This window comes from Neorhizobium sp. P12A (assembly GCF_008365395.1).
Classification (GTDB): Bacteria; Pseudomonadota; Alphaproteobacteria; order Rhizobiales; family Rhizobiaceae; genus Rhizobium.
In genome coordinates this window covers 19,244-45,473 of the sequence record NZ_QOVX01000022.1, presented here as the reverse complement: position 1 = coordinate 45,473, position 26,230 = coordinate 19,244, and the positions used below count along the sequence as shown (strand labels likewise).

Annotated in this window: 25 protein-coding genes and 2 pseudogenes; 8 read left to right on the top strand and 19 right to left on the bottom strand. The window is 56.1% G+C overall.

Annotated elements, in window-relative coordinates; translation table 11 throughout:
• The gene (locus DTW90_RS31675) at positions 1-618 is read right to left on the bottom strand and encodes a glutathione S-transferase (RefSeq protein ID WP_149343546.1); all 618 of its coding nucleotides are present in this window, start codon (positions 616-618) and stop codon (positions 1-3) included.
• A 279-nt stretch (positions 619-897) separates the two neighbouring features.
• Here DTW90_RS31675 and DTW90_RS31670 point away from each other — a divergent pair, with 279 nt between their 5' ends.
• Positions 898-1,089, top strand: a complete 192-nt coding sequence (locus DTW90_RS31670) for a hypothetical protein (RefSeq protein ID WP_149343544.1) — start codon at positions 898-900, stop codon at positions 1,087-1,089.
• Between the two features lie 91 nt (positions 1,090-1,180).
• Here DTW90_RS31670 and DTW90_RS31665 read toward each other — a convergent pair whose 3' ends face one another.
• The 3 genes from DTW90_RS31665 to DTW90_RS31655 form a co-directional block, all read right to left on the bottom strand.
• Positions 1,181-1,477, bottom strand: a complete 297-nt coding sequence (locus tag DTW90_RS31665) for a DUF1330 domain-containing protein (protein WP_149343542.1) — start codon at positions 1,475-1,477, stop codon at positions 1,181-1,183.
• Between the two features lie 180 nt (positions 1,478-1,657).
• The gene (locus tag DTW90_RS31660) at positions 1,658-2,410 is read right to left on the bottom strand and encodes an SDR family oxidoreductase (protein ID WP_149343540.1); all 753 of its coding nucleotides are present in this window, start codon (positions 2,408-2,410) and stop codon (positions 1,658-1,660) included.
• Between the two features lie 73 nt (positions 2,411-2,483).
• The gene (locus DTW90_RS31655; protein WP_149343539.1) at positions 2,484-2,909 is read right to left on the bottom strand and encodes a MarR family winged helix-turn-helix transcriptional regulator; all 426 of its coding nucleotides are present in this window, start codon (positions 2,907-2,909) and stop codon (positions 2,484-2,486) included.
• A gap of 385 nt (positions 2,910-3,294) precedes the next feature.
• Between DTW90_RS31655 and DTW90_RS31650 the strand changes: the two genes are divergently transcribed.
• Complete coding sequence (locus DTW90_RS31650) at positions 3,295-3,867, top strand: TetR/AcrR family transcriptional regulator (RefSeq protein WP_149343537.1); 573 nt, start codon at positions 3,295-3,297, stop codon at positions 3,865-3,867.
• A gap of 189 nt (positions 3,868-4,056) precedes the next feature.
• Positions 4,057-4,941: a type 1 glutamine amidotransferase domain-containing protein gene (locus tag DTW90_RS31645; RefSeq protein ID WP_188080116.1), complete on the top strand. Its 885-nt coding sequence runs from the start codon at positions 4,057-4,059 to the stop codon at positions 4,939-4,941.
• 401 nt (positions 4,942-5,342) lie between these two features.
• Here DTW90_RS31645 and DTW90_RS31640 read toward each other — a convergent pair whose 3' ends face one another.
• From DTW90_RS31640 to DTW90_RS31615, 6 genes are all read right to left on the bottom strand, one after another.
• Complete coding sequence (locus DTW90_RS31640; RefSeq protein ID WP_149343532.1) at positions 5,343-6,239, bottom strand: sugar phosphate isomerase/epimerase; 897 nt, start codon at positions 6,237-6,239, stop codon at positions 5,343-5,345.
• An 85-nt stretch (positions 6,240-6,324) separates the two neighbouring features.
• Positions 6,325-7,263 carry an ABC transporter substrate-binding protein gene (locus tag DTW90_RS31635; RefSeq protein ID WP_132528175.1) on the bottom strand — a complete coding sequence of 313 codons (939 nt, stop codon included), beginning with the start codon at positions 7,261-7,263 and terminating at the stop codon, positions 6,325-6,327.
• A gap of 73 nt (positions 7,264-7,336) precedes the next feature.
• Positions 7,337-8,320, bottom strand: coding sequence for a ribose ABC transporter permease (locus DTW90_RS31630; RefSeq protein WP_132528174.1), 984 nt, complete (start codon positions 8,318-8,320; stop codon positions 7,337-7,339).
• Between the two features lie 34 nt (positions 8,321-8,354).
• A complete protein-coding gene (locus DTW90_RS31625; RefSeq protein ID WP_246665128.1) occupies positions 8,355-9,893 on the bottom strand; it encodes a sugar ABC transporter ATP-binding protein in 1,539 nt (512 codons plus the stop codon).
• A gap of 8 nt (positions 9,894-9,901) precedes the next feature.
• A complete protein-coding gene (locus DTW90_RS31620; protein WP_149343528.1) occupies positions 9,902-11,311 on the bottom strand; it encodes a carbohydrate kinase in 1,410 nt (469 codons plus the stop codon).
• Positions 11,308-12,087 carry a DeoR/GlpR family DNA-binding transcription regulator gene (locus DTW90_RS31615; protein WP_149343526.1) on the bottom strand — a complete coding sequence of 260 codons (780 nt, stop codon included), beginning with the start codon at positions 12,085-12,087 and terminating at the stop codon, positions 11,308-11,310. The genes DTW90_RS31620 and DTW90_RS31615 overlap by 4 nt, the downstream gene beginning before the upstream one ends.
• A 196-nt stretch (positions 12,088-12,283) precedes the next feature.
• On the opposite strand from DTW90_RS31615, the gene DTW90_RS31610 reads away from it, so the two are divergent.
• From DTW90_RS31610 to DTW90_RS31600, 3 genes are read left to right on the top strand one after another with little or no spacing between them, the layout of a single operon-like run.
• Positions 12,284-13,369: a class II aldolase/adducin family protein gene (locus tag DTW90_RS31610; RefSeq protein WP_149343525.1), complete on the top strand. Its 1,086-nt coding sequence runs from the start codon at positions 12,284-12,286 to the stop codon at positions 13,367-13,369.
• Positions 13,369-14,643 carry an FGGY-family carbohydrate kinase gene (locus tag DTW90_RS31605; protein ID WP_149343523.1) on the top strand — a complete coding sequence of 425 codons (1,275 nt, stop codon included), beginning with the start codon at positions 13,369-13,371 and terminating at the stop codon, positions 14,641-14,643. Before DTW90_RS31610 ends, DTW90_RS31605 begins: the two co-directional genes overlap by 1 nt.
• On the top strand, positions 14,640-15,473 hold the full coding sequence (locus tag DTW90_RS31600) for a TIGR01459 family HAD-type hydrolase (protein ID WP_149343521.1): 834 nt from the start codon (positions 14,640-14,642) through the stop codon (positions 15,471-15,473). Before DTW90_RS31605 ends, DTW90_RS31600 begins: the two co-directional genes overlap by 4 nt.
• Positions 15,474-15,886: 413 nt before the next feature.
• Here the strand turns inward: DTW90_RS31600 and DTW90_RS31595 are convergent.
• Positions 15,887-16,318 (bottom strand): annotated as a pseudogene (locus DTW90_RS31595) (transposase); the annotation flags it as partial.
• Between the two features lie 254 nt (positions 16,319-16,572).
• On the opposite strand from DTW90_RS31595, the gene DTW90_RS31590 reads away from it, so the two are divergent.
• Both DTW90_RS31590 and DTW90_RS31585 read left to right on the top strand, forming a co-directional pair.
• Positions 16,573-16,842, top strand: coding sequence for a type II toxin-antitoxin system ParD family antitoxin (locus DTW90_RS31590; RefSeq protein ID WP_149343519.1), 270 nt, complete (start codon positions 16,573-16,575; stop codon positions 16,840-16,842).
• Complete coding sequence (locus DTW90_RS31585; protein WP_149343517.1) at positions 16,832-17,191, top strand: type II toxin-antitoxin system RelE/ParE family toxin; 360 nt, start codon at positions 16,832-16,834, stop codon at positions 17,189-17,191. Before DTW90_RS31590 ends, DTW90_RS31585 begins: the two co-directional genes overlap by 11 nt.
• A 78-nt stretch (positions 17,192-17,269) precedes the next feature.
• Here the strand turns inward: DTW90_RS31585 and DTW90_RS31580 are convergent, their stop codons facing one another.
• The 8 genes and pseudogenes from DTW90_RS31580 to DTW90_RS31530 all read right to left on the bottom strand — a co-directional run bounded on the left by DTW90_RS31580 (position 17,270) and on the right by DTW90_RS31530 (position 26,106).
• Entirely contained in the window at positions 17,270-18,232 is a 963-nt protein-coding gene (locus DTW90_RS31580; RefSeq protein ID WP_149343604.1) for an MYG1 family protein, read from the bottom strand.
• Between the two features lie 599 nt (positions 18,233-18,831).
• Positions 18,832-19,844: pseudogene (locus DTW90_RS31575) on the bottom strand (IS110 family transposase).
• Positions 19,845-20,590: 746 nt separating this feature from the next.
• Positions 20,591-21,031, bottom strand: coding sequence for a PAS domain-containing protein (locus tag DTW90_RS31565; protein WP_149343513.1), 441 nt, complete (start codon positions 21,029-21,031; stop codon positions 20,591-20,593).
• 1,112 nt (positions 21,032-22,143) lie between these two features.
• Positions 22,144-22,401: a GlsB/YeaQ/YmgE family stress response membrane protein gene (locus tag DTW90_RS31555; protein ID WP_149343511.1), complete on the bottom strand. Its 258-nt coding sequence runs from the start codon at positions 22,399-22,401 to the stop codon at positions 22,144-22,146.
• A 630-nt stretch (positions 22,402-23,031) separates the two neighbouring features.
• On the bottom strand, positions 23,032-24,027 hold the full coding sequence (locus DTW90_RS31545) for a YihY/virulence factor BrkB family protein (protein WP_149343507.1): 996 nt from the start codon (positions 24,025-24,027) through the stop codon (positions 23,032-23,034).
• 84 nt (positions 24,028-24,111) lie between these two features.
• Positions 24,112-25,110, bottom strand: a complete 999-nt coding sequence (locus DTW90_RS31540; RefSeq protein ID WP_149343506.1) for a DUF3618 domain-containing protein — start codon at positions 25,108-25,110, stop codon at positions 24,112-24,114.
• A complete protein-coding gene (locus DTW90_RS31535; RefSeq protein ID WP_149343504.1) occupies positions 25,110-25,526 on the bottom strand; it encodes a phage holin family protein in 417 nt (138 codons plus the stop codon). The genes DTW90_RS31540 and DTW90_RS31535 overlap by 1 nt, the downstream gene beginning before the upstream one ends.
• Positions 25,519-26,106, bottom strand: a complete 588-nt coding sequence (locus DTW90_RS31530) for a nutrient deprivation-induced protein (RefSeq protein WP_246665126.1) — start codon at positions 26,104-26,106, stop codon at positions 25,519-25,521. Before DTW90_RS31530 ends, DTW90_RS31535 begins: the two co-directional genes overlap by 8 nt.
• Positions 26,107-26,230: the final 124 nt, after the last annotated feature.

Sequence of the window (26,230 nt, the reverse complement as noted above, 5' to 3'; positions counted from 1 at the left end):
TCAGGCTGCTGCCGTCAGGCCGACCGGCGTCTTGACGAACGGGATGAAGCCGGGGAGCTGCTCGATCCGGGCAAGCCATGCGCCGACGTTCGGATATGCCGACAGATCGACATTTCCTTCGGGCGCCCGGGCCGTGTAGCTGTAGATCGCAAGATCGGCGATCGTGATGTGACCCGCCGCAAGCCACTTGCTTTGCGATAGTTCTTTCTCGATCACCCCAAGCAGGGCATGTGCGCGTCCGATGACTTCATCTTCATTGAATTTTGCGCCGAACACAGTGATCAGCCGCGCTGCGGCTGGCCCGAAGGCCAGTTGACCGGCAGCAATCGAAAGCCATCGCTGCACCCTCGCCGCACCGACCGGATCCTCGGGCAGCCAATCCGTCTTGCCGAGCTTCTTGGCAATATAGATCATGATGCCGTTCGAATCCTGGACAACGGTCTCTCCGTCCACCAGCACAGGCACCTGGCCGAAGCTGTTGAGCTTCAGAAATTCCGGCTGCTTGTGCTCTCCCTTCATCAGATCGACTTCGATGGGTTCGAAAGCCTGGCCGGCCAGCGAGAGAAACAGGCGGGCTCGATGCGAGTGCCCGGAGAGGGGATGATAGAAGAGTTTCATGACTGGATCTCCATTCGAGCGGCCTCGACATGTGGCAGCTATCGACACGGAACGTGCGGCCACACCGGACTTTAATGAAGAGAGATTTGACGAAAGGGACTATTCCAAAAAATGAGGGCAATGCCGCGCGGTGCTTGCTTTCTCTGTATCGGACATCCCAATTCCGTCCACGGATTGGAACAGTGTCTTGCATAGAGACATGCTTCATCTTGGCCTCCCACTGATCGAATAGTGGCTCGGCCGATACGGATTGGACCAGATCAGGAGCGGAGAAGCACTATGGACAGCAGCATTTTCATGATCGAGTGGATCGAAGCCGAGCTCGCAATGAGTGGAAAGCAATCAGCGGGTGTTGAATTTGCCGATGGCGATCGAAACCGCTTTAAACGGCATCGGGAAAAAGACGAGGACCGTCGAGGTCGCCGTGACTATCTGCTGAATGCCTATGAGGAATTGCTCTCCACCCACTAGGAACACCAGGTCCCGGCTCTATTGATGTATCTGAGAGGCGCCGTAGGCGGCCTCTCAGAGCCCCTTCCCGATCGGCAGCGAACCGGCATCGCTATGCGGAAGGCACGCCGTCCACGATGACGGCGGTAAAATCGCCGCCGAGATAACGATGCTTGCTTGCTTCCCGATAAAGCGGGCTGTCGTACCAGGCCTTTGCCTCGTCATAGGTGGGAAACTCGAGGATAAAGACAGCTTCGACATCAGGTCCCTCGACGACCTCGAATTTCGTGCCTCCCGCCAGGCGCTTGACGTTGTGGCCAACGGCCGACTGCGGGATCTGCTGCGCATAAAGATCAAATTCGGCCTGGTCTCTGATGCGCAGGCGCGTGAGTACGATATAGGCTGACATTGAGATTTCCTTTGTGGCGCCCGGGCGGTTCCACCGGCACAGGGTGTGGCTATGATCTGTGGCCTGCGCCATGGCGTAAATGACGTTTATCCCACTTTTCAAGACATGGACGGCCAAGGGCGGGCACGCCTCAATTGACGTGCTCGCCATGATTTGAATGTCCGGGGATAGAGGGCTGCGCTATATCTGGGCCAGGCCGCCGTCTACTTGGATATCGGCGCCATTCACATAGCTCGCCTCATCGGACGCCAGGAAGACGACCACGTTTGCGATCTCTGAAGGCTCGGCGTTGCGTCCAAGCGGAACCAGATTCCCCAGATATTCGTAGAAGCCCTTCAGGTCGGCATCGGGGCCGGCAAGTCCGTCCAGACCTGGCGTGACTGTTGTGCCGGGGCTGATTGCGTTGACGCGAATACCGCGCCCCTTCAGGTCTAGCACCCAGGTTCTGACGAGGTTGCGAATGCTTGCTTTCGTCGCCGAGTAAATTCCGAGACCGGCCTGTCCCTTGACGCCGGAGATCGAGGCGGTGACGATGATCGATGCCCCTGATGTCAGCAGCGGAAGCGCTTTCTGAACCGTAAAGACCATGCCTTTGACATTGATATCGAAATGGCGATCGAAATGCTCTTCGGTCACCTGGTCGAGCGTTGATCCCTCTGCGATCGCGGCGTTCGCAAACAGGATATCAAGCTTGCCTTTGCGCGTTGAGACCACCTCATAGAGGCGGTCGAGATCGGAAAGCTTGGTTACGTCGCCTTGAACTCCGTAGGCATTCTCGCCAAGGCTTGCCACCGCCGCATCAAGCTCGGCTTTGCGCCGCCCCATGATGAACACGAAAGCGCCTTCGGAAACGAACTTCTTCGCGGTCGCGAGACCGATACCTGTTGCACCGCCGGTAATGACCGCAACTTCTCCAGCCAATCTCGATGTCATGCTCTTATCCTTTTCTACGTACTATATGTGTATATGCACAGTTTGAAGTGAATCTTTCGCTCGGTTTGCGTATTCATACTTTTGCGCCTGTCAGGCTCAGAAATTCGCTGCGCAGGCGGTACGCATTTTCCGCTCCGACCTGCTGCTCGTATTCGTCTTGCGCGGCTTGCCACAAAGGTTCGGCTTCTTCGATCTTGGCGCGACCCAGGAGAGTGAGCGAAAACAGGTGACGTCGTCGTTCCGCAGTGTCGTGGGCGCTGACGACAAGCTCCTTCTCGCGAAGCGGTTTGAGGGCCCTAAGAAGGGTGGTTCGATCCATGAGCAGAATATCGGCCAGCTCATTTGCCGACATCGGTTTCCCCTCCAGGAAACTCAAAATCGCGAACTGGGTCGTTGTAATGCCTGATGGTGCCATGTGACGCTCATAGATGCGCGATATGTGGCGAGACATCTGTCGGGTGGCGACGCAGTGGCAAGCGAAAGGTCCAAGATCATCCATATGCAAACACCTATCTGTGTATATGCACAGACGCAAGTGGTTTCTATCGCATCATTAGGTCCACAGGGGGCGTTCGGCAGGATCAACCCGATCTTCGACCTTTTGGGCAGGAACGTCACCTTGGCAGGCAAATACTGGCGACGGACAAACGACCAAAGTGGAAGCCGACGAAGCTTGAGCTCGGCGCGAATACGGATACCGCTCTTCGCGAGAAGAATGCCGTCCGGCTTGCCAGGTGCCAACGCTGGGAAGTTTGATCCTGGCAGAGGCGAATTGTCCGAAGGTCCCGGCGACTTCTCCCCCAACTCGAATGATCCCAAATTTCCACTTGTCACATTCAAAGTGACTGGTCATATAAATGGTAGCTTTTGAAGGAAGACACAGAATGCCAAGACCGAGTGTACGTGGGAAGTTAGTCGCAGCCGGCCTCGAGACCTTCCACGCGAAGGGTTTCAACGGCAGTTCGATACAAGACATCACTGAAGCGGCCGGCGTGCCTAAGGGCTCGTTTTTCAACCATTTCAAAAGTAAAGAGGCTCTGGCCTTGGAGGTTTTGGAGCCCTATGGCCAGAGCAGCCGAATAGACATGCTCTTTGACAAAACAAAAACACCCCTCGATCGATTGAAGACGCATTTCGAATTTCTGGCTGATGGTTATGCAGCGTGGGAGTTCGAGCGCGGCTGCCTTCTGGGAAATTTCGGCACCGAAATGTCCGCGGATTATCCGCTGATGCGGCAGGCTCTTGATCGCATATATGGCCTGTGGAGCAGTTCCGTTGCAGCAGTTCTCAGGGAAGCGCAAGCTGAAGGCACCGTTTCGACGGCTTTAGATGCGGACGAGTTAGGGCGCTTTCTAGTGACAGCTTGGGAGGGCGTTGCCATGCAATTGAAGGTGACGAGGACCCGCAAGCCCGTCGATGAATTCTTCAAGATTGCGTTCCGAGTTCTCCTCAAATAACCATGTGTCGCTTGACTCATTAAGGTGACCGGTCATATATAAGTATCGCTACGGAAGGCCGTAGTCCGGCTCTCTCTGCAATATTTCAAAGTGACCGGTCACATTATCCTGCATCAGATTGAAAAGAGTTCTGATATGCCAAAGACGAAAATCTGGGTCTCCCCCCTCTCTCCATTCATGAATGACAAAATGAAATATCCAAGAGGGCGTAATATAGCTCTCGCAGGGCTCGCAGCGTTCATGTCGCTCGCGGGCGGATTGGCTACGCAGGCGGCCGATGGTGGCAAGGTTCTCGTTGTGCTTTCAAGCGCCCAGAAACTTCAGCTGCGCGATGGCAAGACATACAACACGGGCTACTATCTCGATGAGCTCGAAATTCCCCTGCGAAAGCTCGTCGATGCCGGGTTCACCCCGGTTTTTGCCAACCCGAAGGGCGAAGATACGACATACGACCCGGTATCAAAGGACAAGATCTTCTACGGGAACAACGAAGAGGCACTTGACGACGCTGTAAAGTTCATTGCCGACTACAAAGAACTGCATAAGCCGAAAACCCTCCAGAGCGTCCTCGATGAAGGGACGAGCGGCTTTGTCGGTATCTTCATTCCCGGCGGACACGCGCCCATGCAGGATCTGTCGCAGGACGCGACGCTTGGAAAGATCCTTTCCTCCTTCCACACTACCGGTCGCCCGACTGGCGTAATCTGTCACGGTCCAACTGCCCTACTCTCGACGATGTCTGATCCGGCCGCTTTCCGGAGGGCAATGGTCGATGGCGATCAGCTTAAAGCAGCCAGCCTCGCTGCAGGCTGGCCTTACGCCGGCTATCGTCTAACGGTTTTCTCATCCGGTGAAGAACACGCAATTGAGGGCAAAGGCAATCAGCTGGGCGGCCAGGTGCAGTTCTACGCGGCTGACGCACTTTCACAGGCGGGTGCCCATGTCGACCGCGTGGGTCTATGGGGTGTCAACGTGATCGAAGACCGTGAGGTGGTCAGCGGTCAGCAACCGTTCTCTTCCGAAGCATTCGGTGACGCCTTCGTCAAGAAGCTGAAGGCTGCGAAATCTCTCTAGAGGCCGCATTGGGGCAGCGTCGCGGCCCGAGTTGCCGCGACCACCCGAGCTCAAAGGATGTTACCGTCAAAGCAGTTCATCCTCACTTTCCAGCAGCCCCTTGGCGAGTGTCAGCATCATTGACATTCCAGAACCAAACGCTCCGGGAGGAGATGAGGTGCTGATCCAAGCACAATATGCCCTGTTTAATCCGTCCGGATGGATCCTGATCAAGGGTAGCGCAATACACGCTATGTTCCATCCTGGGCAGTCTGAACATTCAAACATCCAGTCGCTCAATAAGTAATCTGCTCTTGAAAGTGATCGAAACGGCGACAGCTTGGCTAGATCGCGTAAGTGTCTGAAAACACATTCTTCGTGGCACAACGCATTTTTGAAACTTGTCAACCAGCCATGAATCGTCAGCCAGGCAAGTGCGCACTTTTGACCAGATCAGCCTTACGCTTTGCCGTTTCCAGTCCGATCTCAATAAATGTCCGGGCGTGCTTTGCAAGAGACACGTTGTCGGTCCAAAGATTTCGCCAGATGGCCGTCTTGAGAGACAGATCTTTATCGACAATCGTAGTCGAAAACGACTCGAAGGTGACGTAATCGTTCCAACCGATAGCAATAAGACCGTCAAATATCGCGGCGAAATCGATGTTGCCTGTTCCGAGGTAGCCGCGGTGGCTTTCACCGATATGAACGTATCCAATCTTATCAGCTGCATGGCGGATCGCCAGGCCAACGTCAGCCTCCTCAATATTCATATGAAACGTATCGAGGTGCAGTAGGACGTTCGAGGCTCCAGTGTCCCTGATATAGGCCATGCCTTGTGCGGCCGTGTTCAGCATATTGCTTTCGAAGCGATTGACGATCTCAAGATTAAGGGTGACGCCGGATGCCTTGGCTCGATCGGCAACTTTCGTCAGGGCGGAGACACTGGTGTCCCAGGCTCTTCTCGTCGGTGCTTGTTCTTGCTTCCCGTGCGCCGAACTAAGGATGCCTGCGAGTTTCGTGCCGCCTAGATCCCGAACAAGTCCGACTGCCCTGTCTAGGATATCTTCGCCATTTCGTACGACCGATGGGTCTGTGCTCGATATATCCCCCTCCGGTGGAAGTCCCATGCTGATTGCAACATCAAGGCCGAGCTCTTGTAGTCTGCCGGCGAGCCACTTCACGTCCACTTGCTGAGGATCAAGATAGGAAAACTCGATCAGCTTGTATCCAAGCTCATGGGTGCGGGTAAGAGCTCTTTCCAGCTCATCTCTAGATGAACCTGCGCTCCAGACGAATGAATGAACACCGATTTTGGACATGTGACGACCGTTCCTTGCTTGCAGTCAGAGTTTGAGGGCCCGCTACAGAAAATTACGCTGAGCGGGTCCCTCGTTTAGGAGGCTCTTAGCGAGCTGCTGTCCAACCCTTGTAATCCTTGATGTTGTCAGCCGTGATCAACTTCGGATCGAGGAGTACCGTCGGCTCTGCGGGCTTTTTGCCGTTCAAGACGTCGACAGCCATCTTCAGGGAGTCGCCGGCCATGGTGTACGGATCCTGCGAGGCGGACGCCTTGATCATCGACTTGCCGCTGGCAAGCGATTTTTCTATATCTGGTGCGCCGTCGACCGAGGTGATGAAGAATTCATTGCGGTTCAGCTGCTTGGCAGCCAGTTCCGCGCCAATACCGGTCGGATCGTTGATCGCAAAAACGGCGTCGATCTTGTCGAAGCGTGTCAGGAGACCCTGCATTACTGCGAGGCCACCGTCGCGCGAACCTTGACCGTTCTGATCGTCGGACAGGATCTTGATGTCAGGGCTTTTCGCCAAGACAGCCTTGCAGCCCTGGACCCGGTCAATGATAGACGAGGAGGCCGGCCCATTTATGATGACGACGTTGCCCTTACCCTTAAGCTGATCGACGATGTATTGGCAGGCTTCCCCACCAGCCTTGATGTTGTTGGTCATCACGGTAACGTCAGCGCCCGGTGCGGAAACGTCGAACGCGGCAACGATAACGCCAGCGGCCTGGGCCTTCTTCACGGCGGGTGCGATCGCCTTGGCATCGACGGCGTTCAGCATGATGATATCGACGCCAGCTGCGATGAAGCTATCTATCTGCGAAACCTGCTTGTTCAGGTCATAGTCGGCTGATACCGAGGTCACTTGAACATTCGGATTTATCTTCTTGGCGCTGTCTTCGATACCCTTGATCGTCGCGACAAAGAATGGGTTGCCGAGAAGGCCAACCGAGATCCCGATCTTTTGGAGATCTTTGGCGGCTGCGGGCATCGCAATCGCCGCCGCGAGTGCCGTTCCCATAAGAAGCTTGGAAATCATACGCATATTTTCCTCCTTTGTGGTGGCACTCCCGGCGCACCCCTGTTTCCGGTAAGATTCCGGTCTCTTCAGTCGCACCTCACGTGCGGCTAAGCCCTTTCAACCGATAGCGGTCGAGCGCTACGGCGATGATGATGACAAGTCCTTTGACGATGTACTGCCAGATGTCGGACACGCCGACGAGAATGAGGCCATTGGAGAGCACCGCGATGATGAGCGCTCCGATCAACGTGCCCCAGATTGAGCCGACACCCCCGACGAAGCTGGTCCCGCCAAGGATTACAGCTGCAATGGCGTCGAGTTCATAAGCCTGGCCGAGTTGAAGACCATTCGCGGCGTAGAGGCGAGCAGCTGACATCACACCGCCGAGGCCGGACAAAAGGCCGGACATGGAGTAGACGAACAGCAGGACCAGCGGGACCTTGATGCCGGTCAGTCGGGCGGCTTCGACGTTGCCACCAACGGCATAGATCCAGGTTCCCAGAACGGTGCGTTTCAGCACGAACCACGAAATGACGATCGTCAACAGCGCGATGATCGCAAGCCACGGAACGCCAAAGAAACTTCCGTTGCCAATGAAATCGAACGGCAGGTCTGGGTTGAAGACCGTCGTGTCATTGCCGAGCAGGCGAGCGATGCCGCGCATCGCAGTCAACGACCCGAGGGTGACAATAAATGGCGGCAACTTGAGGAATGCGATGATCCCGCCATTGACGATGCCGCAGGCAAGACCAACGGCGATCGCTGCTGGAATACCGAGCATTCCGACATCAGGAACGAGTGAGACGATGACGCCGATCATGGCGGAAGCTGCAAGGATCGAACCGACCGAAAGATCTATGCCTCCGGTGAGAATGACGAACGTCATGCCTGCGGCGAGCACTGTATTGATGGACGCCTGCTGCATGACAATCGACAGGTTGTTGACGCTCAAAAAGCGGCCACTCAGCAAATGAAATCCGATCGCCAGGATCACCAGGACTGGAAGCATCCCAAGCGCGGTGAGTGTCGATCGAAACCGACTTTTAGTAACCTTGGGCTGCTCAGCGGAAGTTGCGGTCATGATCTCATCCCGTCTTTTTTAATTTCGTGTAGGCTCACGCGACTTCGGCGGCCGAACCCGTCGAAAAGGCCATGATCGCCTCTTGGGTAATAGGTTGATCTGCTGAACCGGTGATAGTTCCCGCGATGCGCCCCTCTCTCATGACCAACACGCGATCAGCGATGCCAATGATTTCAGGCAGGTCGCTGGAAATCACGACGATGGCGATGCCGGTGTGAGCGAGTTCATCAATGATGCGATATATTTCGGACTTGGCGCCGACGTCGACGCCGCGCGTGGGTTCGTCGAAAATGATGGCACGCGGTTTCGTTTCCAGCAGGCGAGCGATCAATGTCTTCTGTTGATTGCCACCCGACAGTGCGCCGACATTGATGCTCGCGCTTTGTGTTCTGATCGATAGGGAAGAAATCGCGTGCGCTGCCCTGGCTTTTGCGGCCGCAAAGTTCAACACACCCCCTCTCGACGCATCCTTACCAATGACGCCGATGTTGATGTTCTCGTTGATGGTCATATCGAGAAAAAGACCAAGACCTTTGCGGTCTTCCGTCAGGTACGCGATGCCGGCGTCCATCGCATCTCTCGGCCCGGTGATCGTCAGCTCCCGTCCGTCGAGGGAAACGGTACCGGATGTCTTTTGATCGGCCCCAAAGATCAGCCGCGCGAGCTCGGTTCGGCCGGAGCCAACGAGACCGGCAACACCGAGCACTTCTCCGGCGTGTGCATCGAACGAGCAACCATGCACCCGCCGTCCGTCGCCGATATTGCTCACCGACAGGACGGTCTTAGCTTGACCATCGGACGTTCGATGCTCTTTCTTGTAAAAGGACGATAGGTCGCGACCAACCATCATCGATACAAGTTTTGATGCCGAAAGCTCGCTGCGATCCAAGGTGCCAACGTAGGCGCTGTCACGAAGTACGCTTACGCGGTCAGCGAGTTGGTAGATTTCTTCCATGCGGTGGCTGATATAGATAATCGCAATGCCTTGGGACTTCAGTCCGGCGATGACTTCAAAGAGCCGGTCAGTCTCCCGAGAGGTCAGCGATGTCGTCGGCTCATCCATGACGATAATCCGCGCATTCGTCGTCAATGCCCGCGCAATCTCGACCATCTGCCGCTCACCGAGGGAGAGGTTGGCCACAAGCTGAGTAGGGCCAAACTCAATACCAAGGCGTTTCAAGATCGGTCCGGCGAGCTCTCTTGTGGTCTTCTGGTCGAGCACGCCATATCGCGCCGGCTCTGCTCCAAGAAACATGTTCTGAGCGACGGTAAGGTTGGGCGCGAGCGATAATTCCTGATAGATAACTGAAATACCGCCCGCTTTGGCGCGGATCGGATCACCGGTTACGATCGGATGCCCGTCGATTAGAATAGTGCCTCCGGGATCGGCCTTATATGCACCCGATAGCACCTTCATCAACGTGGATTTGCCAGCCCCGTTCTCACCCATGAGCGCGTGAACTTCACCAGCGTGAACGACCAACGACACGTTTGATAGAGCTTTCGCGTTGCCGAAGGTCTTGCTGATATTCCGCATCTCGAGAACGGGTGCGCCGGCAACGGCTTCGCTCATTGTCGTTTTCATGCCAGAAGCTCCTTCTTCTCAGCTTCGCCCTGTCGAGCCTGATCAATCTCGATCAAACCTCGCCACGCCCGCCGATAAGCATCCAGGCCAAACACGTCGGCCGAAGCCACAGCCTTTGTCTCGTCGGGAAAAGGCTTTCCGCCAATCTGCTCGAACACCAGAGCAGCAGCACCAAACGCGCTGCCCTCGGCATTAGCGCTCGTAAAGACGGCTTGTCCGGGACGCAGTGCCGCAAGCAGACCAGCAAACAGGCCGGTCTTAACGAGACCGCCGTCAATAACGATCGGGTTGCTTGAGCGGATCAAGTCAAGCGAATGATCGGTCATCAGCACGACATAGATAAGCGCTGCCGCCGCCCGCTCCTCATCACTTGGCTCAGGGCCTACGAAACGCCCTTCAGCGCCCGGAAACGGCCCGCCCGGGGCGAACGAGGGGAGAGCAAATATGCCTTTTGCGATGACCGAGGAAATGGATTGGGAAGATATCGATTTCGACCAGCCAAATCTCGCGATGTCGAACTCGCGCCCTCCCATGAAGCGGATCGTTGGCGCTGGCCGATGCTCCACTGTGACGTTCGCAAGCATGTCTCGTGTTTTGTCCAACGCACTTAGCGGGCACGACGAATTGAAGATGACTACCCAAGTGCCGGTTGAGACGAGTGTGAAATCTGTAAAGCCGAGCGATCGGTAGTAGTGGAGAGCCGAATTACTATCATGAACGCCATTATGGACCGCGATGTCTGCAACCGCTCCGTCTTCAAGCTCGATACGATACGTACCGAGCTGCTCACCAGCCTTCGCAAAACCGGGCATCTTGTCCCGCCAACCCTGGCGATCCACCAAGCTACTGAAGTCGTCTGCCAAGGGGGCCCACAGATGGGAATGACAGCCGAGATAAGAAACCTCAGAAGCCTTTCGACCCGAGAACCGCCAAGACCAAAATTGCGGATAGGAGAGGATCGTGTCCGTATTGTCGACGAGTGCAGGGTCTCTCTCTTTCAGCCACAGAATATGTCGCCCGTAATTGAAACCAAGAGGCAGGATTGGCGAATAGGTTTCCGAGTAGTCCGGTATGAGCGCGTCGATCTTCCGCGCGATCTCGAGCGGTGGTTCTTGCTCGTAATCGAGGATGGGATGGGAAAGTTCGTTTCCGGCCACGAGTGCGAAGGTGCAGCCGTGCCCTGAGAACATAACTCTGCCGACATCGTGATCCGCGACGGCGGACGCCAATGCGCCGCGCATCCACTCAAACAGCGCAGCGTCGTCTAGGACGCGAACGCCATTACTATCGTGCCATCGTGGTTTCGTGCGGCTCTGATCCAGTACGCGTCCCTCAGGCGACAGCACAAACAGCTTCGAGTTTGTCTTTCCCAGATCAAAAACGGCAATTGCAGCGCGGGCGGTCAATTCTGTCCTCCCACGGTCGCAATCATAATAGTGATACCAGCCTCTTCGAGCATTTTCGCTCCGGTGTCGGAAAGCCCATCGTCAATGACGATCGTTCCGATGCGCGACAGCGGCAACACGATGTTGCGAGGCTGAATTGAGAGTTTACGACTGTCGGCAAGAAGGATGATCTCGTCGGCGCATTCACTCAGTTCTCTAATCGCCTTGGTCAGCAAGGGATGGGATTCAAGTAGACCATCACTACTGATCCCTTGGGTTCCTACGAAGAAACGCGACGCAAAAAAGCTCGGAACGCCACCCGACGGGTCGTGGACAATTCCCGGCTCACGGTACAGCTCACCGCCGGCGAGTGTCAGGTGACAACTACCATGCTCGCCAAGATAGGCGGCCAGCGGCATCGAATTTGTATAAAGGCGGACATTGCGTCGCGCCAGTTGGATGCCGAGTTGATAACAGGTTGATCCAGCATGCACGATGATGGAGTCACCATCACGCACCAGGCCTGCGGCAAGTTCGGCAATAGCTCGCTTTGCTTCAACAGCAATGTCCCGGTTTTCGTCATAGGGCTTGGCCGAAAGCCGCGTCGCGCCGCCTGCCTCATTGGCCGAGATCCCGCCGTAGACTTTTCGCGCTTTGCCAATCTCGTGAAGCTTGTCGATATCACGACGAATGGTCGCGGGAGATACGCCCAAGCGTTCCTGCAGGTCACGAACACTCGCGAACGGCGTCTCACGCAACAGATCTGTGATCATCCGGTGACGATCGGAGTCGTTCAACGTAGCCTCCCATTGGCGCTTCTCCCTGCGCCTTTGATTAACAATAATCACAACGGAGCTCATCTAGCAAGATATTAGATGCAGAAACTTCATCATTGACGATATATGATCACGTTTATAGGATTGGGCGGAAAGTTTGATCACCCAACCCCGGGTGGCTTCCGCATGCGAATGAACAGGAGGAGGAAGCGCTAAAATGACCACCATTGGCGATATCACCGAGACTAAGGAGTTCGCGCGGTTTCTCCAGTTTTCAAATCAGGTCGGGTCGGACATCCTGAAGACGCAAGGAGCCGGAGGTAACACATCGATTAAAGCGGAAGGGGTGATGTGGGTGAAAGCGTCAGGGACATGGCTCGCCCATGCCGGGGAGCGCGACATCATGGTTCCTGTTGTCGTCGACCCGTTGGTCGACGCATTGCGTCAAGGCGATCCGAGGGCCGAGAAGTCAATTGACTTCGTTGTCGCGGATCTCAACACCAGCGGCTTACGCCCTTCAATTGAAACGAGTTTTCATGCCGCACTGATGAATTCGGTAGTAGCCCACTATCACTGCGTGAACACAATCGCCTTATCAGTACTGGAGCGTCGTGAGGAACTGCTGGCCGAAAGGATGGCCAGGATACCCGACTTGCCTTGGACCACGATACCTTATCGTCGACCCGGAACGCCGCTTGCGCTCGAAATTGACAAGGTTGCCAAGGCTCGGCCAGTGGTGCTCACACTCTTCAATCACGGAATCATTGTTTGTGGTGACAATGTCGAGCAAGTTGCCGACAGAGTGGAACAGGTGACGGCGGCTTTGTCGATCACACCCAGGAAAACACCCGATCCCGACATGACAGCCCTGGCCGCGATCGCGGAAGGATCAGATTATCACCCTGCCTCGGATGCAGGCAGCCATAAAACCGCCCTCTGCCCCATCAGTATGGCTTTCGCGCTTGGCGGTTCGATGTACCCTGACCATGTAATCTTCCTAGGCACGAAGATCGGTGTGCTCGACGATGATCGGTCGGCGATCGAGTTTGCTCAAAGTTACGCAGACAAAGGGGAAGAGGCGCCCAAAATTATACTCGTCCCCGGTGTCGGTGTCTTGCTCTCGGGAACTTTGACGCAAGGTGGCGAAGCGATGGCGCGATGCCTGGCCGAAGTTGTAACCCGTATTCCTGAAGGGGAGAAAGTGAGCTATCTCACTGCCGAGCAGGAATACGAATTGACGCACTGGGAGGCCGAACAATATCGGCAAGCGCTCGATCGTAAAGCAGCGGGAATGACAGCCTGATGGCAAATTCCGAAGAAGCGATTGCCATCGGTCTGGACATTGGAACCTCTGGCGCCCGGGCAGTCGCGGTGAATGCCGCCGGTGAAGCAATCGCTTTGACCGAAGCGCGATTTAATAATCCTCACGAAGCTCGCCGGCCCGATGTATGGTGGGAACGTATATCTCACTGCCTGGAGGAATTGTCGCGGACTACCGATTTAGGTGCCGTTGAAGGCATAGCCGTTGACGGCACCTCTGGCACTGTTTTGTCGCTTGATAGACATGGTCAGGCCCTGGGCGAAGTCCTGATGTACAATGATCCTTGTCCGGACGATGACATCGTACGGCGGATCGCTGCGACAGCGCCCTCAGACAGCCCGGCGCGAGGATCCAATTCCGGCCTTGCTCGCTCGATTTACCTGTCGCGAGCGCCAGGTGCCTGCCACGTTGTCCATCAGGCGGACTGGATCTTGATGAAACTTGGACAACCGTCGGTGGTGTCGGATGAGAACAATGCCTTGAAGTCAGGATATGATCTCCAGCGACAAATGTGGCCGGAGTGGGTCGAGCTCGCGGGAATGGACATTGGTAAGTTTCCATCCGTCAAGCCCGCTGGGGAGCGACTTACGGAAATTGAGGGATACGCCAGGACAATGGGCGTTGCTGCATCATGCCATTTTCACGCTGGAACAACAGACGGCTGTGCGTCCTTTCTTGCGACCGGGGCTTCGGAAGTCGGGGATGGCGTTACAGCGCTTGGCTCAACGATTGTGCTCAAGCTCGCATCTGATCAGCCAATCAACGCGCCGGAATATGGTGTCTATGCTCACCGTGTCCTCGATTTCTGGCTCATAGGTGGAGCATCCAACAGTGGCGGAGCCGTCATTCGCTTTCTCGTCGGCGATGAACGTCTTTCAGAATTGACGGAGCGCCTTCGCCCGGATCGGCCGACGGGTCTCGACTATTACCCCTTGTTGAAACCCGGCGAGCGATTTCCAATCAACGATCCCACCTACCCTCCTCGCCTTACACCAAGACCACATGACGATGCGGAATTCTTTCAAGCTATTTTGGAAGGCATGACCGAGATTGAGCGTTTGGGGTACGAGCGTCTTCGATCGCTTGGCGGGCCTCAGTTGCGAAGCCTTCGGACTGTCGGCGGCGGAGCCAAGAACCAGGTCTGGGCTAGAATGAGAGCCGAAGCTCTCGGGATCGATCTGGTGCAGCCAAAGTCGGCCGACGCCGCCGTCGGGACTGCCTCTCTGATTTTGGCAAGGCGAAGGACAGCCGAGTGATAACCGTTCCGCGAATAACTCTCGATGCGCTTATCGAGCTATACGACGTGTTCTTCATTGACCAGTTCGGGGTCCTTCGGGACGATCGCGGTGCTTACGACGGCGCAACCTCGGCATTGCAACGGGTGAAAGATGCGGGCAAGACTGTTGTGGTCCTTTCGAATTCGGGCCGAAGCGGAGAATACAACGCGAAACGCCTCGTTAAGCTGGGGTTTTCGGCATCGAGCTTTGATCATTTCGTGACATCCGGGGACGTCGCCTTTTCGATTCTGTCCGCGGCGGATTCACCGATCAAGTCAGGGGCTCTATGTTTCACGATCTCGAGTGGCGATGATACCAACCTTGCGGAACGGTTGGGTTTGAAGGTCGCCAAGACGGCATTGGAAGCGGACTTACTGGTGATATCGGGCAGCGAGGCCGAACGCATTTCGATGGATGACTATCGGCAGCTCCTTCAACCTGCGGCGCAGCGGCAGCTGCCGTGTTTTTGCACGAATCCTGACATTCATAAACTTGTGGGTGGATCGATCGCTCCAGGCGCTGGCAGTATCGCCAAGCTCTATGAGTCACTCGGCGGCGACGTCCGATGGCTCGGGAAGCCGTATCGCGAAATATATGATTTCGCCCTCACGCTGGCATCCGCAGCCGACCGTCGGCAGGTCGTCTGTATCGGTGACAGTGTCGAGCACGATATTCTTGGCGCACAAGGCGTGGGGCTTGCATCCGTCCTTGTCGAGACGGGTGTGTTATCTTCTTCCACGGAGGCAGAAAAGCAGGATCTGTTTCTGTCCGTGGCGACCCCAACATATCTCTTGAGTGCTTTTCGCTAGAACTGACTGATCCGACCGAATGCTTCAGGGTAGGCTTGCCTTGCCCAGCCACGGCTGAGTCCCATGCCAATTTTTAGCCCTCTTTGGCTACGTTCCTGATCGCAAGAGATACGAGATCGATGCCGTCCCAAACGACGGCTACAATGATCTCGGCGAAATCGAATTTTGCAGCAAGCTGCTGCAAAATTGGCTGGCGGTCGCGCGACTATCTTGCCGGAATCGGCACGTCGCTATGGAGCTACGCGGATCTGGTGCAAATCACTTCTGCGAGCTCGTGGCTCACTGATCCGGATGCATTCCCAGACCCACTCTCACCGATCTTTGTCCTTACCGTTCGCTGACGTCCTCACACGCCGACGATTCGTCCTCGCCGCAGCCCAGCGCTTTGCCAAGCCGCGGCGAGACCGGAATCCCTAGTTCTCATTCTTCGTCCTCATCGCCCAGATTGACCGAGCCATTTTGTTTGCGAGAGCGATCGCAACAAGCATGCGAGGTTTGCGCTCCAGCATGCGTGCCAGCCATGCCGTCGGATGTCGCGCTGGTCCATCTTGGACGTTCGGCCTAGTACTTGCTTCCCACCGCTCGAATGCTGTTTAGGCACCAGGCCGAGCCAAGCGGCAAAGTCTCGCCCTTTCGGAATGTTGTCATCGTGGGAGCGAAGGCCTCGATGGCCATGACGGTGATCGGCCCCATCCCGGGCATGGACATCAATCGGGTTGTGTTCTCAGAGCTTTTTGCTTCCGACCTGAGCGCTTTCTCCAACTGGCAATTCGAGAGGACAGCGCTTCGATCTGCTCAAGATATAGCCGAGCGGTTTCGACAACGATAAGTTCGAAGGGATCGAGACGGAGCACCACCATCAGTTGGTGAAGATCGCCGGCGTCACGGCATTCCAAGGCTATCTGTTTGGGCGACCGGAGCCTTTGAAATCCGAAGCTCCGAGTCTCCGGCTAGCGTCATCGTGCGATCCGCAATGTCCAGCCTTCATAGTCTTGCGGAAGAGCCCACGCAGCCGCAGCTGCAGAAGGCGTTATCAACGCGGCTATTGAATGATATGCTACTCAGTAGTATTTTGTTTTCGAACAAAGGAGCAGACTCAATGTCCGTAAAAGCCTCGATATCCATTTCCGACCGCCAGGAGTCTTTTGCCCGCAAGCTCGTGGAAAATGGACGCTTTGCAAGCCTGAGCGCCGTGGTACAGCATGGCCTTGAACTTGTTCGGGAAGAAACGCAGCTGAAAGAAGCAGAGCTCGCCGCACTTAGGAATTTACTCTCTGATCGTCAAGCAGGTGAGTTTTTGACAATCGAAGAAAGCCAAAGTCGCATCGAGGAAATGCTTTCGGCAAAGAAAGCCGCGTATGGTCTATGAGATCGTACGCTCGGCAGCGTGCGATAGCGATCTCGGCCTGATCCTCGATCATTTGGTCCAATCCTACGTCGCACTCGGAGATCCTCTGCCGGATGCATTCGAGCGCGCGGTGCTTCGAATTCGATCTATCGAAGCAGACATGCATGGCCTGGCGCGACTGCCACATCAAGGAACCCTTCGGCCTGAACTCGGCTCGGGCATGCGTCAGGTCACAAAGTGTCAGGCTGTGTTTTATTTTGAGGTTGATGATAGCGATCGGCTCCTTCGCATCCTGGCGGTCTTCTTCGGGCGACAGGACCACAGACGTTATATGCTGATGCGCATGTCCTCACAAAGTCCGACTCCATAAGGGTCGGCGCCCAGCTCTGGGGCTGCGGCGCGAGCGCGTAATGTCCACATCAGAGATTGGTCAGCGGGACCGGAGTGATCAGGTTTCCACGAGGTCTTTTTCGGCCATCGATGTCTGCTGGTCGGAGAGAGCCTCCCTCACCGCCAACTCCGCCATGGCCAGAGCGGCCTCACGGGTCCGGGCAGCGGCAATGAAGCGGCCGTTGTGGCAGAAGCTCGCCCCCTCTATGCCACATGCCGCCTCCAGATCATCGCCGGTGAGGCCTGCCCAGGCTGTCGGCAGATCGGCCCGCAGTTCGAACCCCTCATCTGCACGGCGGATACCGGTCAGGCACCAGTCCTTTTCCCGCGGATGGACGACAAATAGCAAGTGGTCGGCGCCGGACTTCACAACAGCGGGGCGGAACGGCATGCCGATCGGAAGCTCCAGTACGCGCCCTTCCCCCGTATTCAAGATTGCCTGAAGCACAAGCTTCTCGGCCCGGGATTTTGCGGCAATTTGGGCAATCTTTGCCTCAACGAAACACCGGGCAACGGCGAGCGCCGCGTGAAACGCGCGATCGTCGGCCTCAACGTCGGGCTCGTCGAAAACCGGTTTCAGCGTTTCCAGAAGAGCCGGCAGCGTTAGCCCTGCCAGCGGCCCTGCCGTTGCGGGGCTGAGGGCGCCATTATCGACCAGATCGACGGGCAGGACGAAGCCGGCATCGAACGAGCCATGGATCGCCTCGATATCCTTTCTGGGAACGCCCGAAGCGACAAGATAATCGTGACCATAATGTTTCCAGATCAATCCGAACGAACTGTAAGGCTGGCCATCGTCACGCAGCGGCGCGCCGCGCTGATGATGATCGAAGATGTGCGCTGCTGCATCGTAGACGCCGCCCACATCATAGACGATGCGATCCTGGGATGGGGATGTCCATTCCCGTTCTCTGCTACGGATCAGACGCGCCCGTGGGAAAAGTCGGGTCAAGATGACGCTGGACAGCAATTCGTCGGCATGGAAGCCACCGGAATGGGTTACGAGAAAATCTGGGATCATGCCGGGAAGCACTCTGTTGTCTGAAGAGAATATGCTGATGGTCTGCACCAGATAGCCCTTGTCGGACACGACCTCAACCCACCATGGCCCAGTCAGGCAGAGGAGGCAGCTTTCGACTCGCTCAAGGTCCGCATTTTCCTGCTGGCAGGCTATCGACTTTGTGTACGTCGAAGGAGGCTTACGCCCGTTACCAGACACTTGCGCGCCGAGGCAAGAAAGGAGCGATTTCATCGAGGCCCCGGCCCCCTTCATTATTTTGGCTTCATCACCCCCGACGACAGCGGTGGGGACGTTTTTCGTGCACGTCTCCGCGCTAGCTCGTGGTGAGCTGCGAGGGTTTCACTCCATAACCGGCTCAGTTCTGCGTGAAACGTATGGCCCGCCCTGTTTGCAAGTTGTTTTTTAGATTCCTGTGCAGTCTGCTTCAACGTATTCGGTCTTACGGTCAGGCCGTAGCCAAGATGGATATCCGCACGTTCGAACCAACACGGTTTCAATGAACCATTTCCGCGCCTGGGCTATCTGAACGTCGATTAACTGTCAGGCCATCTCCATTCCACTCGCAAACATCGTAGGCTGCGCTTCTGACAACCAATAACTCAGATTGCCGCTACGCCATAGGCCCGTTCATAGGGCTGCCCCTTGCGCAACACCGCCCAGGCGATACGCGCGAGCTTGTTTGCTAGGGCCACGATCACGACATTGCGCTGGACACCTCGGGACAACATAGTCTGGAGCCATTGCCCGATTGTGGAGTCACTTTGACTGAGCGTGTGCATTGCCGCTCCAGCGCCGCGGACCAGCAAGGTTCGCAGATAGGTGTTGCCGCGTCTTGTTATTCCAAGCAGGTGCGCCTTGCCGCCGGTTGTAAACTGTCGTGGCACAAGGCCCAACCATGCTCCGAGATCTCGGCCACGCTTAAAACTACCGGCGTCACCAATTGCGGCAACGAGTGCCGTAGCATTGAGCACACCGATACCCGGAATCGATGTCAGCGGCGCATCGCGCTGTTCTGCCTGGCGAGCGATACGAACTCAGCGTTCAACGCCTCGACCTTCTCGTCAAGCATTCGCCATTCGTCCCGCAATTCGATGATCACGTTGCGAATCCCCGGAGACAGGATCTCATCAGCTTCGGCGAGGAGGCTATTCAGAGCGCTCTCGAACTTCACGCGGCCTGCGGCGAATACGAAACCTCTCTCAAGAAGAACCGCACGGAGCTGATTGATCAAGGTCGTTCGCTCCGCAACCAACCGCGATCTAACCCGATGCAACGTCTGGATATCCAACTGCTCCTGGCTCTTCGGTTCGACAAATCGCATCGTCGGGCGAGATGCCGCCTCAGCAATGCCCTCGGCATCTCTGTCATCATTCTTCTGTGCTTTGACATAGGGGCGGACATATTCCGGCGACATCAGCCGGATCTCATGACCTCTGGCGGTAAAGAGCCGGCCAAGATGGTGAGCGCCACAGCAGGCCTCCATCGCAATAACACAGCTTGGCAGCTTCTCAACGAATTCGATCAATGTCAGCCGGCGCATCGTTCGACGGACAACCACACTACCGCGGTCATCTACCTCAACAACGCTGCAGCTGTTCTTCCCAATGTCGATACAATATGGAAATCTGTATGGCTTGGCTCCTTCCCTTCAAGAGAACGACATCATACCCGATGTCCTCGGAAGGGCGGGCCATCCCATAACCAACAGCCGCCTTTCCAGAGATGGCATCTTGCGGAAAACAGGTCCGTCAACACAAGTTTTTCTGGGGTGATCGGGAACATTCGGGTGCGCCGGTAGTCTAGATCTGGTTGCAGCCGCCTTGGGTAGCGAAGTCGTCGGGTTGTGCAATGCCCTCCTCTGTCCAGTCCGCAACTCGCGAGACGTTTCCATCGCCGAATTCGCCGGCCGCAGTAGAGACAGCATCTGATAAGAAAGTTCTCATGTTGCAATGCACAAGCGATGACCCATATTCTGCCTTAGCCACGACAGGCCCGGAGGCTTCGACATGACCCCTGCCCGACTCAGAGAATGCTTACGTACCATTCGTTGGACATCCATCGACATCGTCAACGCATTTCAATGCGATCTCGCCTGGATCGAGGCGCTGGAATCAGGGGAGATCGAAATTCCAGACGACGTTGTTATCTGGCTCGAAAATCTCGCTTGCTTTCACGAGGAGAACCCGCCTCCCGCCACATGTCGGGCTACAACGGTATTCCCCAGAGAATATGACGCGGCCAGTACCCGGGACCTCGCTTTTCGCCGTTGACGCGCGATGCGCCGGTCGGCGTCTGGTCATGCCAGATGCTTCCCAGGTAGCATGACGCGTTGGGAGCTATCGCAATGTAGGCAGCCCCCTAAATCATGAGGTCCACTGGGTAGGTGATCCCGGCACATTGAACCGGATGACCTGCCCGGTTTCGAAAGCAACGTCCAAGCGCGATAACGCGACGTGTCATCCCAAGATAATCGCGTACTCGATACGCTGCAAAATATGATGACCCGGTAACGACAGCGTCGGTAACCTCCCGAGCGACACGCTCTCTGTCATCCGCATGTATTCTGATGAGATAATCCGCGGACGGTAGGCCAATGATTGCTTCGGTGGGGTCGAGCCCAAAGAGACGGGCCAACGTCGTATCGCCGTACACCAGGTCCTCATCAATAGACCATATCCAAATTCCAGGCTCGTCAACTTCCGTGCCCATCAGCGGATCCCATATATTTGCCATCGAAAGAATATACGTCGAACCAGGTACGGCGAGGACAGTTAAATCACCCTGGCCGGTGGCGGACATGAACGGGTATCCGGACAAGCCTCGGTTGCGGCGGGTCGCGATCTCGACAGCAAAAGTGCGATAAGCGCCACCCTATGTCCGGCCGGAGGTGCTATGAGTGGCTGTTTTCAGTCACAAGGTCGATCCCCTCAAGCGCTCGTTTCATATCCATCCCGTCGAGGCGCATGACCGGGCCTGAGTTGGCCCTCGCCTTATACAGCTCCCGCTCGCAGATCGCAGCGGGGAACTATGGCCTTGCGCGCTCGTTTTGCATGGTAGCGCAAAGGATTCCTACAATGAAATCGATCGCCCTCTTCAGTTTTGTCCTCGTGACGCTGTCATTTTTAGCCTGCGGAGTTGGTCCCGCTTCCGCGATATCGCGCGTAAGCGCGACTAGCCATACGTGCCGGGAGCTTCGCAGCATGATAGCAAGGCAGGGAGCGGTCATTATCACCCATCCTGGATCGCGGGGGTCGGGAACACTCTACGATCGTTATGTTAACGACAGCGGCTACTGCGATCCAAGCGATGTGGCCACTGAAGACTACGTTCCTGCCAAGGGCGGTAGCTGCCGCCTGTATAACTGTCAGACCTACGAACCGACATTCGACAACTGGTGAAAACTTCACCTCGATTCGCCGGCGCCGCCCGTCGAAGGCGCGGCGGCCATGAGGAAGCTACAGGGAGTGAGCGGCTTTGCCGGAGTGTCAGATACATCGTGGGATTGTGACGATCATCGTGCCGGAATCTTTACTGTCTCGAAGCTCCTGCTATCCACCTGCAACACCATATTGGAGAGCGACCCCTTCAGCGCAAAACATGCTTACCAAGCGTGCCACTAGATGCACCGACGGCAGCCCGAAAGGGCATCGGAGAACGGCGCACTCACCCGACCACGGAGCGACCTCCTGGTGAAACCGACAAGCATCGCTCTCTGACTAAGCTTGAACCGATCTATCACCAACCAAAGGGCGGAAAGTCCCTGCCTCGCTGGTAAACCTTGAAGATGGCAGGACCGAAATCGCTCTCATGACCATCCCGGAATTGGCGACCAGCCCTGGCATGGCTAGGCGCCAGGGCTCAAGTCTCGGAGCGCTTTGCGGTTTTCGAGCCACGGCCCGCCTCTCTTTTTCTCAGGCGGTACGCCTGACCATTCTGGCGAGAGCAATAAGAATACACGCGCCGATAAAGCCCGCAATCAGGTAGCCTAGCCATCCGCCCAGGACTACGCCAAAGAAAGACAGGATGAAGTTCGCGACGACCGCGCCGACGATCCCGAGAAGGACGTTCATGAGCACACCCATGTTGCTCTTCATGAACATTTCGGCGAGCCAGCCGGCGAGGCCGCCGATGATGATTGCGGCGATCCAGCCGATTCCTGCGTTTTCCATGTGAAATCCCCTGATAGTGGTTATCGGCCTCGTCCGGCGGATGACGCCAAACGGCCAAAACAGTAACCCTCCAAGGATTGCTTGGTTCCACCAACGCGATATTGAGGATGCCCGCTGCTAGGCGGACCGTATAATCGTAGGAGTCTTTTGCTCTCGAAATTGCATCCACGCGAATGTCGCACGGAGGGAACTATTATCAGTTGCGAAGATTGTCTCATAAGCATGATAGAAATTCTATCGAGCGCCAAGGAGACCAATTATGACATGTTTAATCGCGCGCGGCTCAGCAAACAAAAGGCCAGTGAGGCGGGTCGACACCTTCCGGCCGAACGCTTGGCGCAATGTTCAGGTTTTGCCGCCCTATAATGTTGACTTGACACTGGCCCCGACTACTCAGGAACAGATTAGAGCACGCTCAGATATGATTGATCATACGCGGAAGTAGCCAGCAAGTTTTTGATATTGTGCGTCCCGAAGCAGGTATCAATCCGGATAGCAGTGATCCGGACTCTGTGGCTTCCCAAATAATCCACCTGCACAAGCATCATTCGTGACACGGCAGAACTGCTGATCAAGGCAGGTACGGCGGCGATGATTGACCGCAAAGGCTTTCGAATTAGCGAAAAGACCTCAATCCGAAGTCTTGCCGACGGTGTCAGCAACGAAAGCGCCGCGTTCGCCCATCGGTAAAGGTGCTCCGGTTGTGGAATCACGCGCCGTCTGATGCTCAAGTTCGGCGTTGAGCTCTGCTCCGACAATCAAAATGATGACGGATATCCAAACCCACACCATTGATCCGATCAGTGCGCCGAGTGTGCCGTAGGTCGCGTTGTAGTTCGCGAAGTTCTCAAGATAGAAGGAGAACAGGATGGAAGCAGCGAGCCATAACAGCGTGCTGAATGCGACGCCCCAGCTCAGCCATGTCAATTTCGCGCGTTCGCGGCTGGGTCCATACCGGTAGATGGCGGCGATCCCACATCCGAGGAAGATGAGGATAAAAGGCCACCGAGCAAAGCGCGCCAGCAGCTCCTGCCAGCGATCGAGCCAAAAATAAGCCAGCAGTGCAGGCAGTAAGCCGATAGCCGTAACAAGAGCAATGGCGATAAACAAGGCGCCAATCGTGAACATCAGAGACAAAAGATTGAGCCATAGAAAGCTCCGTTTCTCTTCCTCCTGATAGGCGATGTTCATGGCGTCAAACAACGCCTTCATACCGCTATTGGCGCTCCACAGCGCAACGCCCAGACCGCCGACAAAAGCAAAACTGAGTGCCGACGGTTTCTGCTGCGTCAATGTTGTAAGCTGATTGAGGATGAGATCGAATGAACCCGGCGGAAATACACTGGCGAGAAAACCGATGTGACCCATGATTGACGTGGGATCGGCGATAAACCCATAAAGAGCGACAAGAGCGGCGAGTGCCGGGAATAAAGACAGCAAAAGGAAATAGGTAACGCCCGCGGCAATCAAGGTCACCCGATCTGCGATGACAGACTCGACTACGCGCCAGAACACGTCGCGTAGTCCTTTAACTGGAATCTGGTTTGGAGTATCGGCCTGGCGTCCTCGGTCAGCGCCGTCCACGCCTTCAACGGTATTCGGATACTCCCTGTCGCGCGCTGTCATCGCATTCGTAGCTCCTTGTTGCCCCTCAGGCGACGATTGAAGGACATCTTCCGCGAACACCGCAAAGCGCGCTCATCAACCTGCCTATTGTTCGGTCGCGTTCTGTTCCTTCACACGGTCAACTTCCTCGGCGATCCGATCCTTTGCGGCGTCATGGACGTCGGATGCGACGTTGACAGCTTTGTCGTAGACGTCCGACGCGATTTCTGTTCCCTGATCGACGAGATCGGAGGCTGTCGCAGCGACGTTGGCCTTGACAGAGTCAGATACGTCCCCCAGGACTTGATCTTCCTGATCGGTGTGTGGAAGCGCTGCGCCGATCGCGGCACCTACCGCGAAAGCCAACGCACCTCCGACCAAGGGTTGATCTCGAAATTGCTTCAGGATGGCCTCATTGAGGCGAGCTGATTGGTCCATGACTGTCGAACCCGCCGTTGATACTGAACTGGATGCCGAGTTCGCTGCATCACTGACCTTCTGACCAATGTTGCTAGCTGTTTCCTTCACCTGCTGCCAGCTTTCCGATGCCCAGCCAGTTGATGCATCAAGCATTGATCCAGCTTCGTCCGCGATCTGGGTAATTTGCTTACCTGTCGCATCGGCAAAGCCGCGATATGCCTGTCCCGTCGCATCAACAAAGTTGCCGGCTCGACGGCCCGCCTCGTCCGTCAATGCCTTGAATTGCTGACCAGCGTCATCGGTGAAGTGACTGTAGCGCGCACCCTCCATGTCTTCCGGTGGGCCAAGGCGCCGTATTGTTCCACGAGCGGAATAGAGAGGATATCTCTGAAGCGATGCTTTGTTGGAGGCCGGCGTCATTGCCGAGCTTCCCTGCTTAGCCATCAACCATGTCAGGCTGACGCCTATCAACGCGACAGGAAGAGGGTTGGCCTTCAACGCTTTACCAAGGTTGCTGACATATTCTCCACCCCCGCTGCCTTTGGCATAGGCGAGCACCTCATCGACGAGCTGTCCAGGTGACATCCGCTCCTGGATGGCGTCGAGTCGATCTTCGATCCTCCGGCGATCTGCATCGATTTCCAGCTGGATGTCAGCGGAGGATTTTTCCAATAGGTTGTCCATCACATTTTCTCCTTGACGACGTCGACATCGCGGCGAAGCGAAGCACTTGTCCGATCCAGCTTGAAGGCGGCGCCACGCAATGTTGCGATGCCCTTTGAAACCAGTGCCCAGGCGAGGCCCGCTACTACGAGCCCGACGATCAGGGCAGACAACGCGTGCGCGGTCGTTTCCGCCATGCCTTGATGGACCATAACAGTCGCCAAAGCACTGACCACAGCGCTCAACAGAACGCCGACCGCGCCGATTGCAAGGACAAGGCCGATCACCAGCACCTCAACGCCGGTCATAGCTTTCGATACTTTTTCCGAAGCTTCTGTTTTTGCGAGATCGATCTCCTTCCGCAGAAGACCCGAGACGTCGGAGACAAGGCCCCCGAGGAGTTCAGACAAAGGGATATTGTCGGTCGAGCTAACCATTGTTCTGCCCTCCTCGTGACACGACGTAGCTAGCCTCTGGGGACCTGAAATCATCAGAGGCGATCGCCATGGTTGGCGTGGTACCAGAAGTAGGATGACTTGCGGACGCGGTCAGGAATCGGCTTGCTGCCAGGCCCGCAAGGGCCGCAAAGCCGAGAAAGGCCAACGGTTGCTTGCGGCCAAAGTCCTCGGCCATTGCAGCTATTTCGCGGAGATCACGGCCTTCCATGTTGTCCGCGATTGATCGAACGCTTTCGCCGATTTGCGTGGCATAGCGGCCGATCGACGCCTGCTCACCGTTTTCGAGTTCGGCACCCACCTTCTGAAGAGCCGTTGCGATTCCGCCGACCTGGCGGGCGGCGAAGGTCGTCTGTTCGGCGACCGTGTCCTCCACTTTCTGCATGGCGTTATCGGCGCTCTGTTTGACGGCCTCCGTGACTACCGTCACATCGTCACGGACCTTGTCTTTAAGCTCGTGTAGGTCTGCTGATGGGGTCTTGATTACACTACCGTCGGCGCCGTTGGATGACGCGACCGGTGACACATCGCCCCCAGGTTTTGAGTTGATGTCGCTGGGCATGGGGATTCCTCCAAAAGGGGCAGCGGAACAACCGCTAGCTCTATCCTCAACCAGGGGAATGGGCGTTTGTTCCGTGGCCCCTCAAGAACGATGGTCGCGCCAGTAACTCGACGTTACCGGGTCG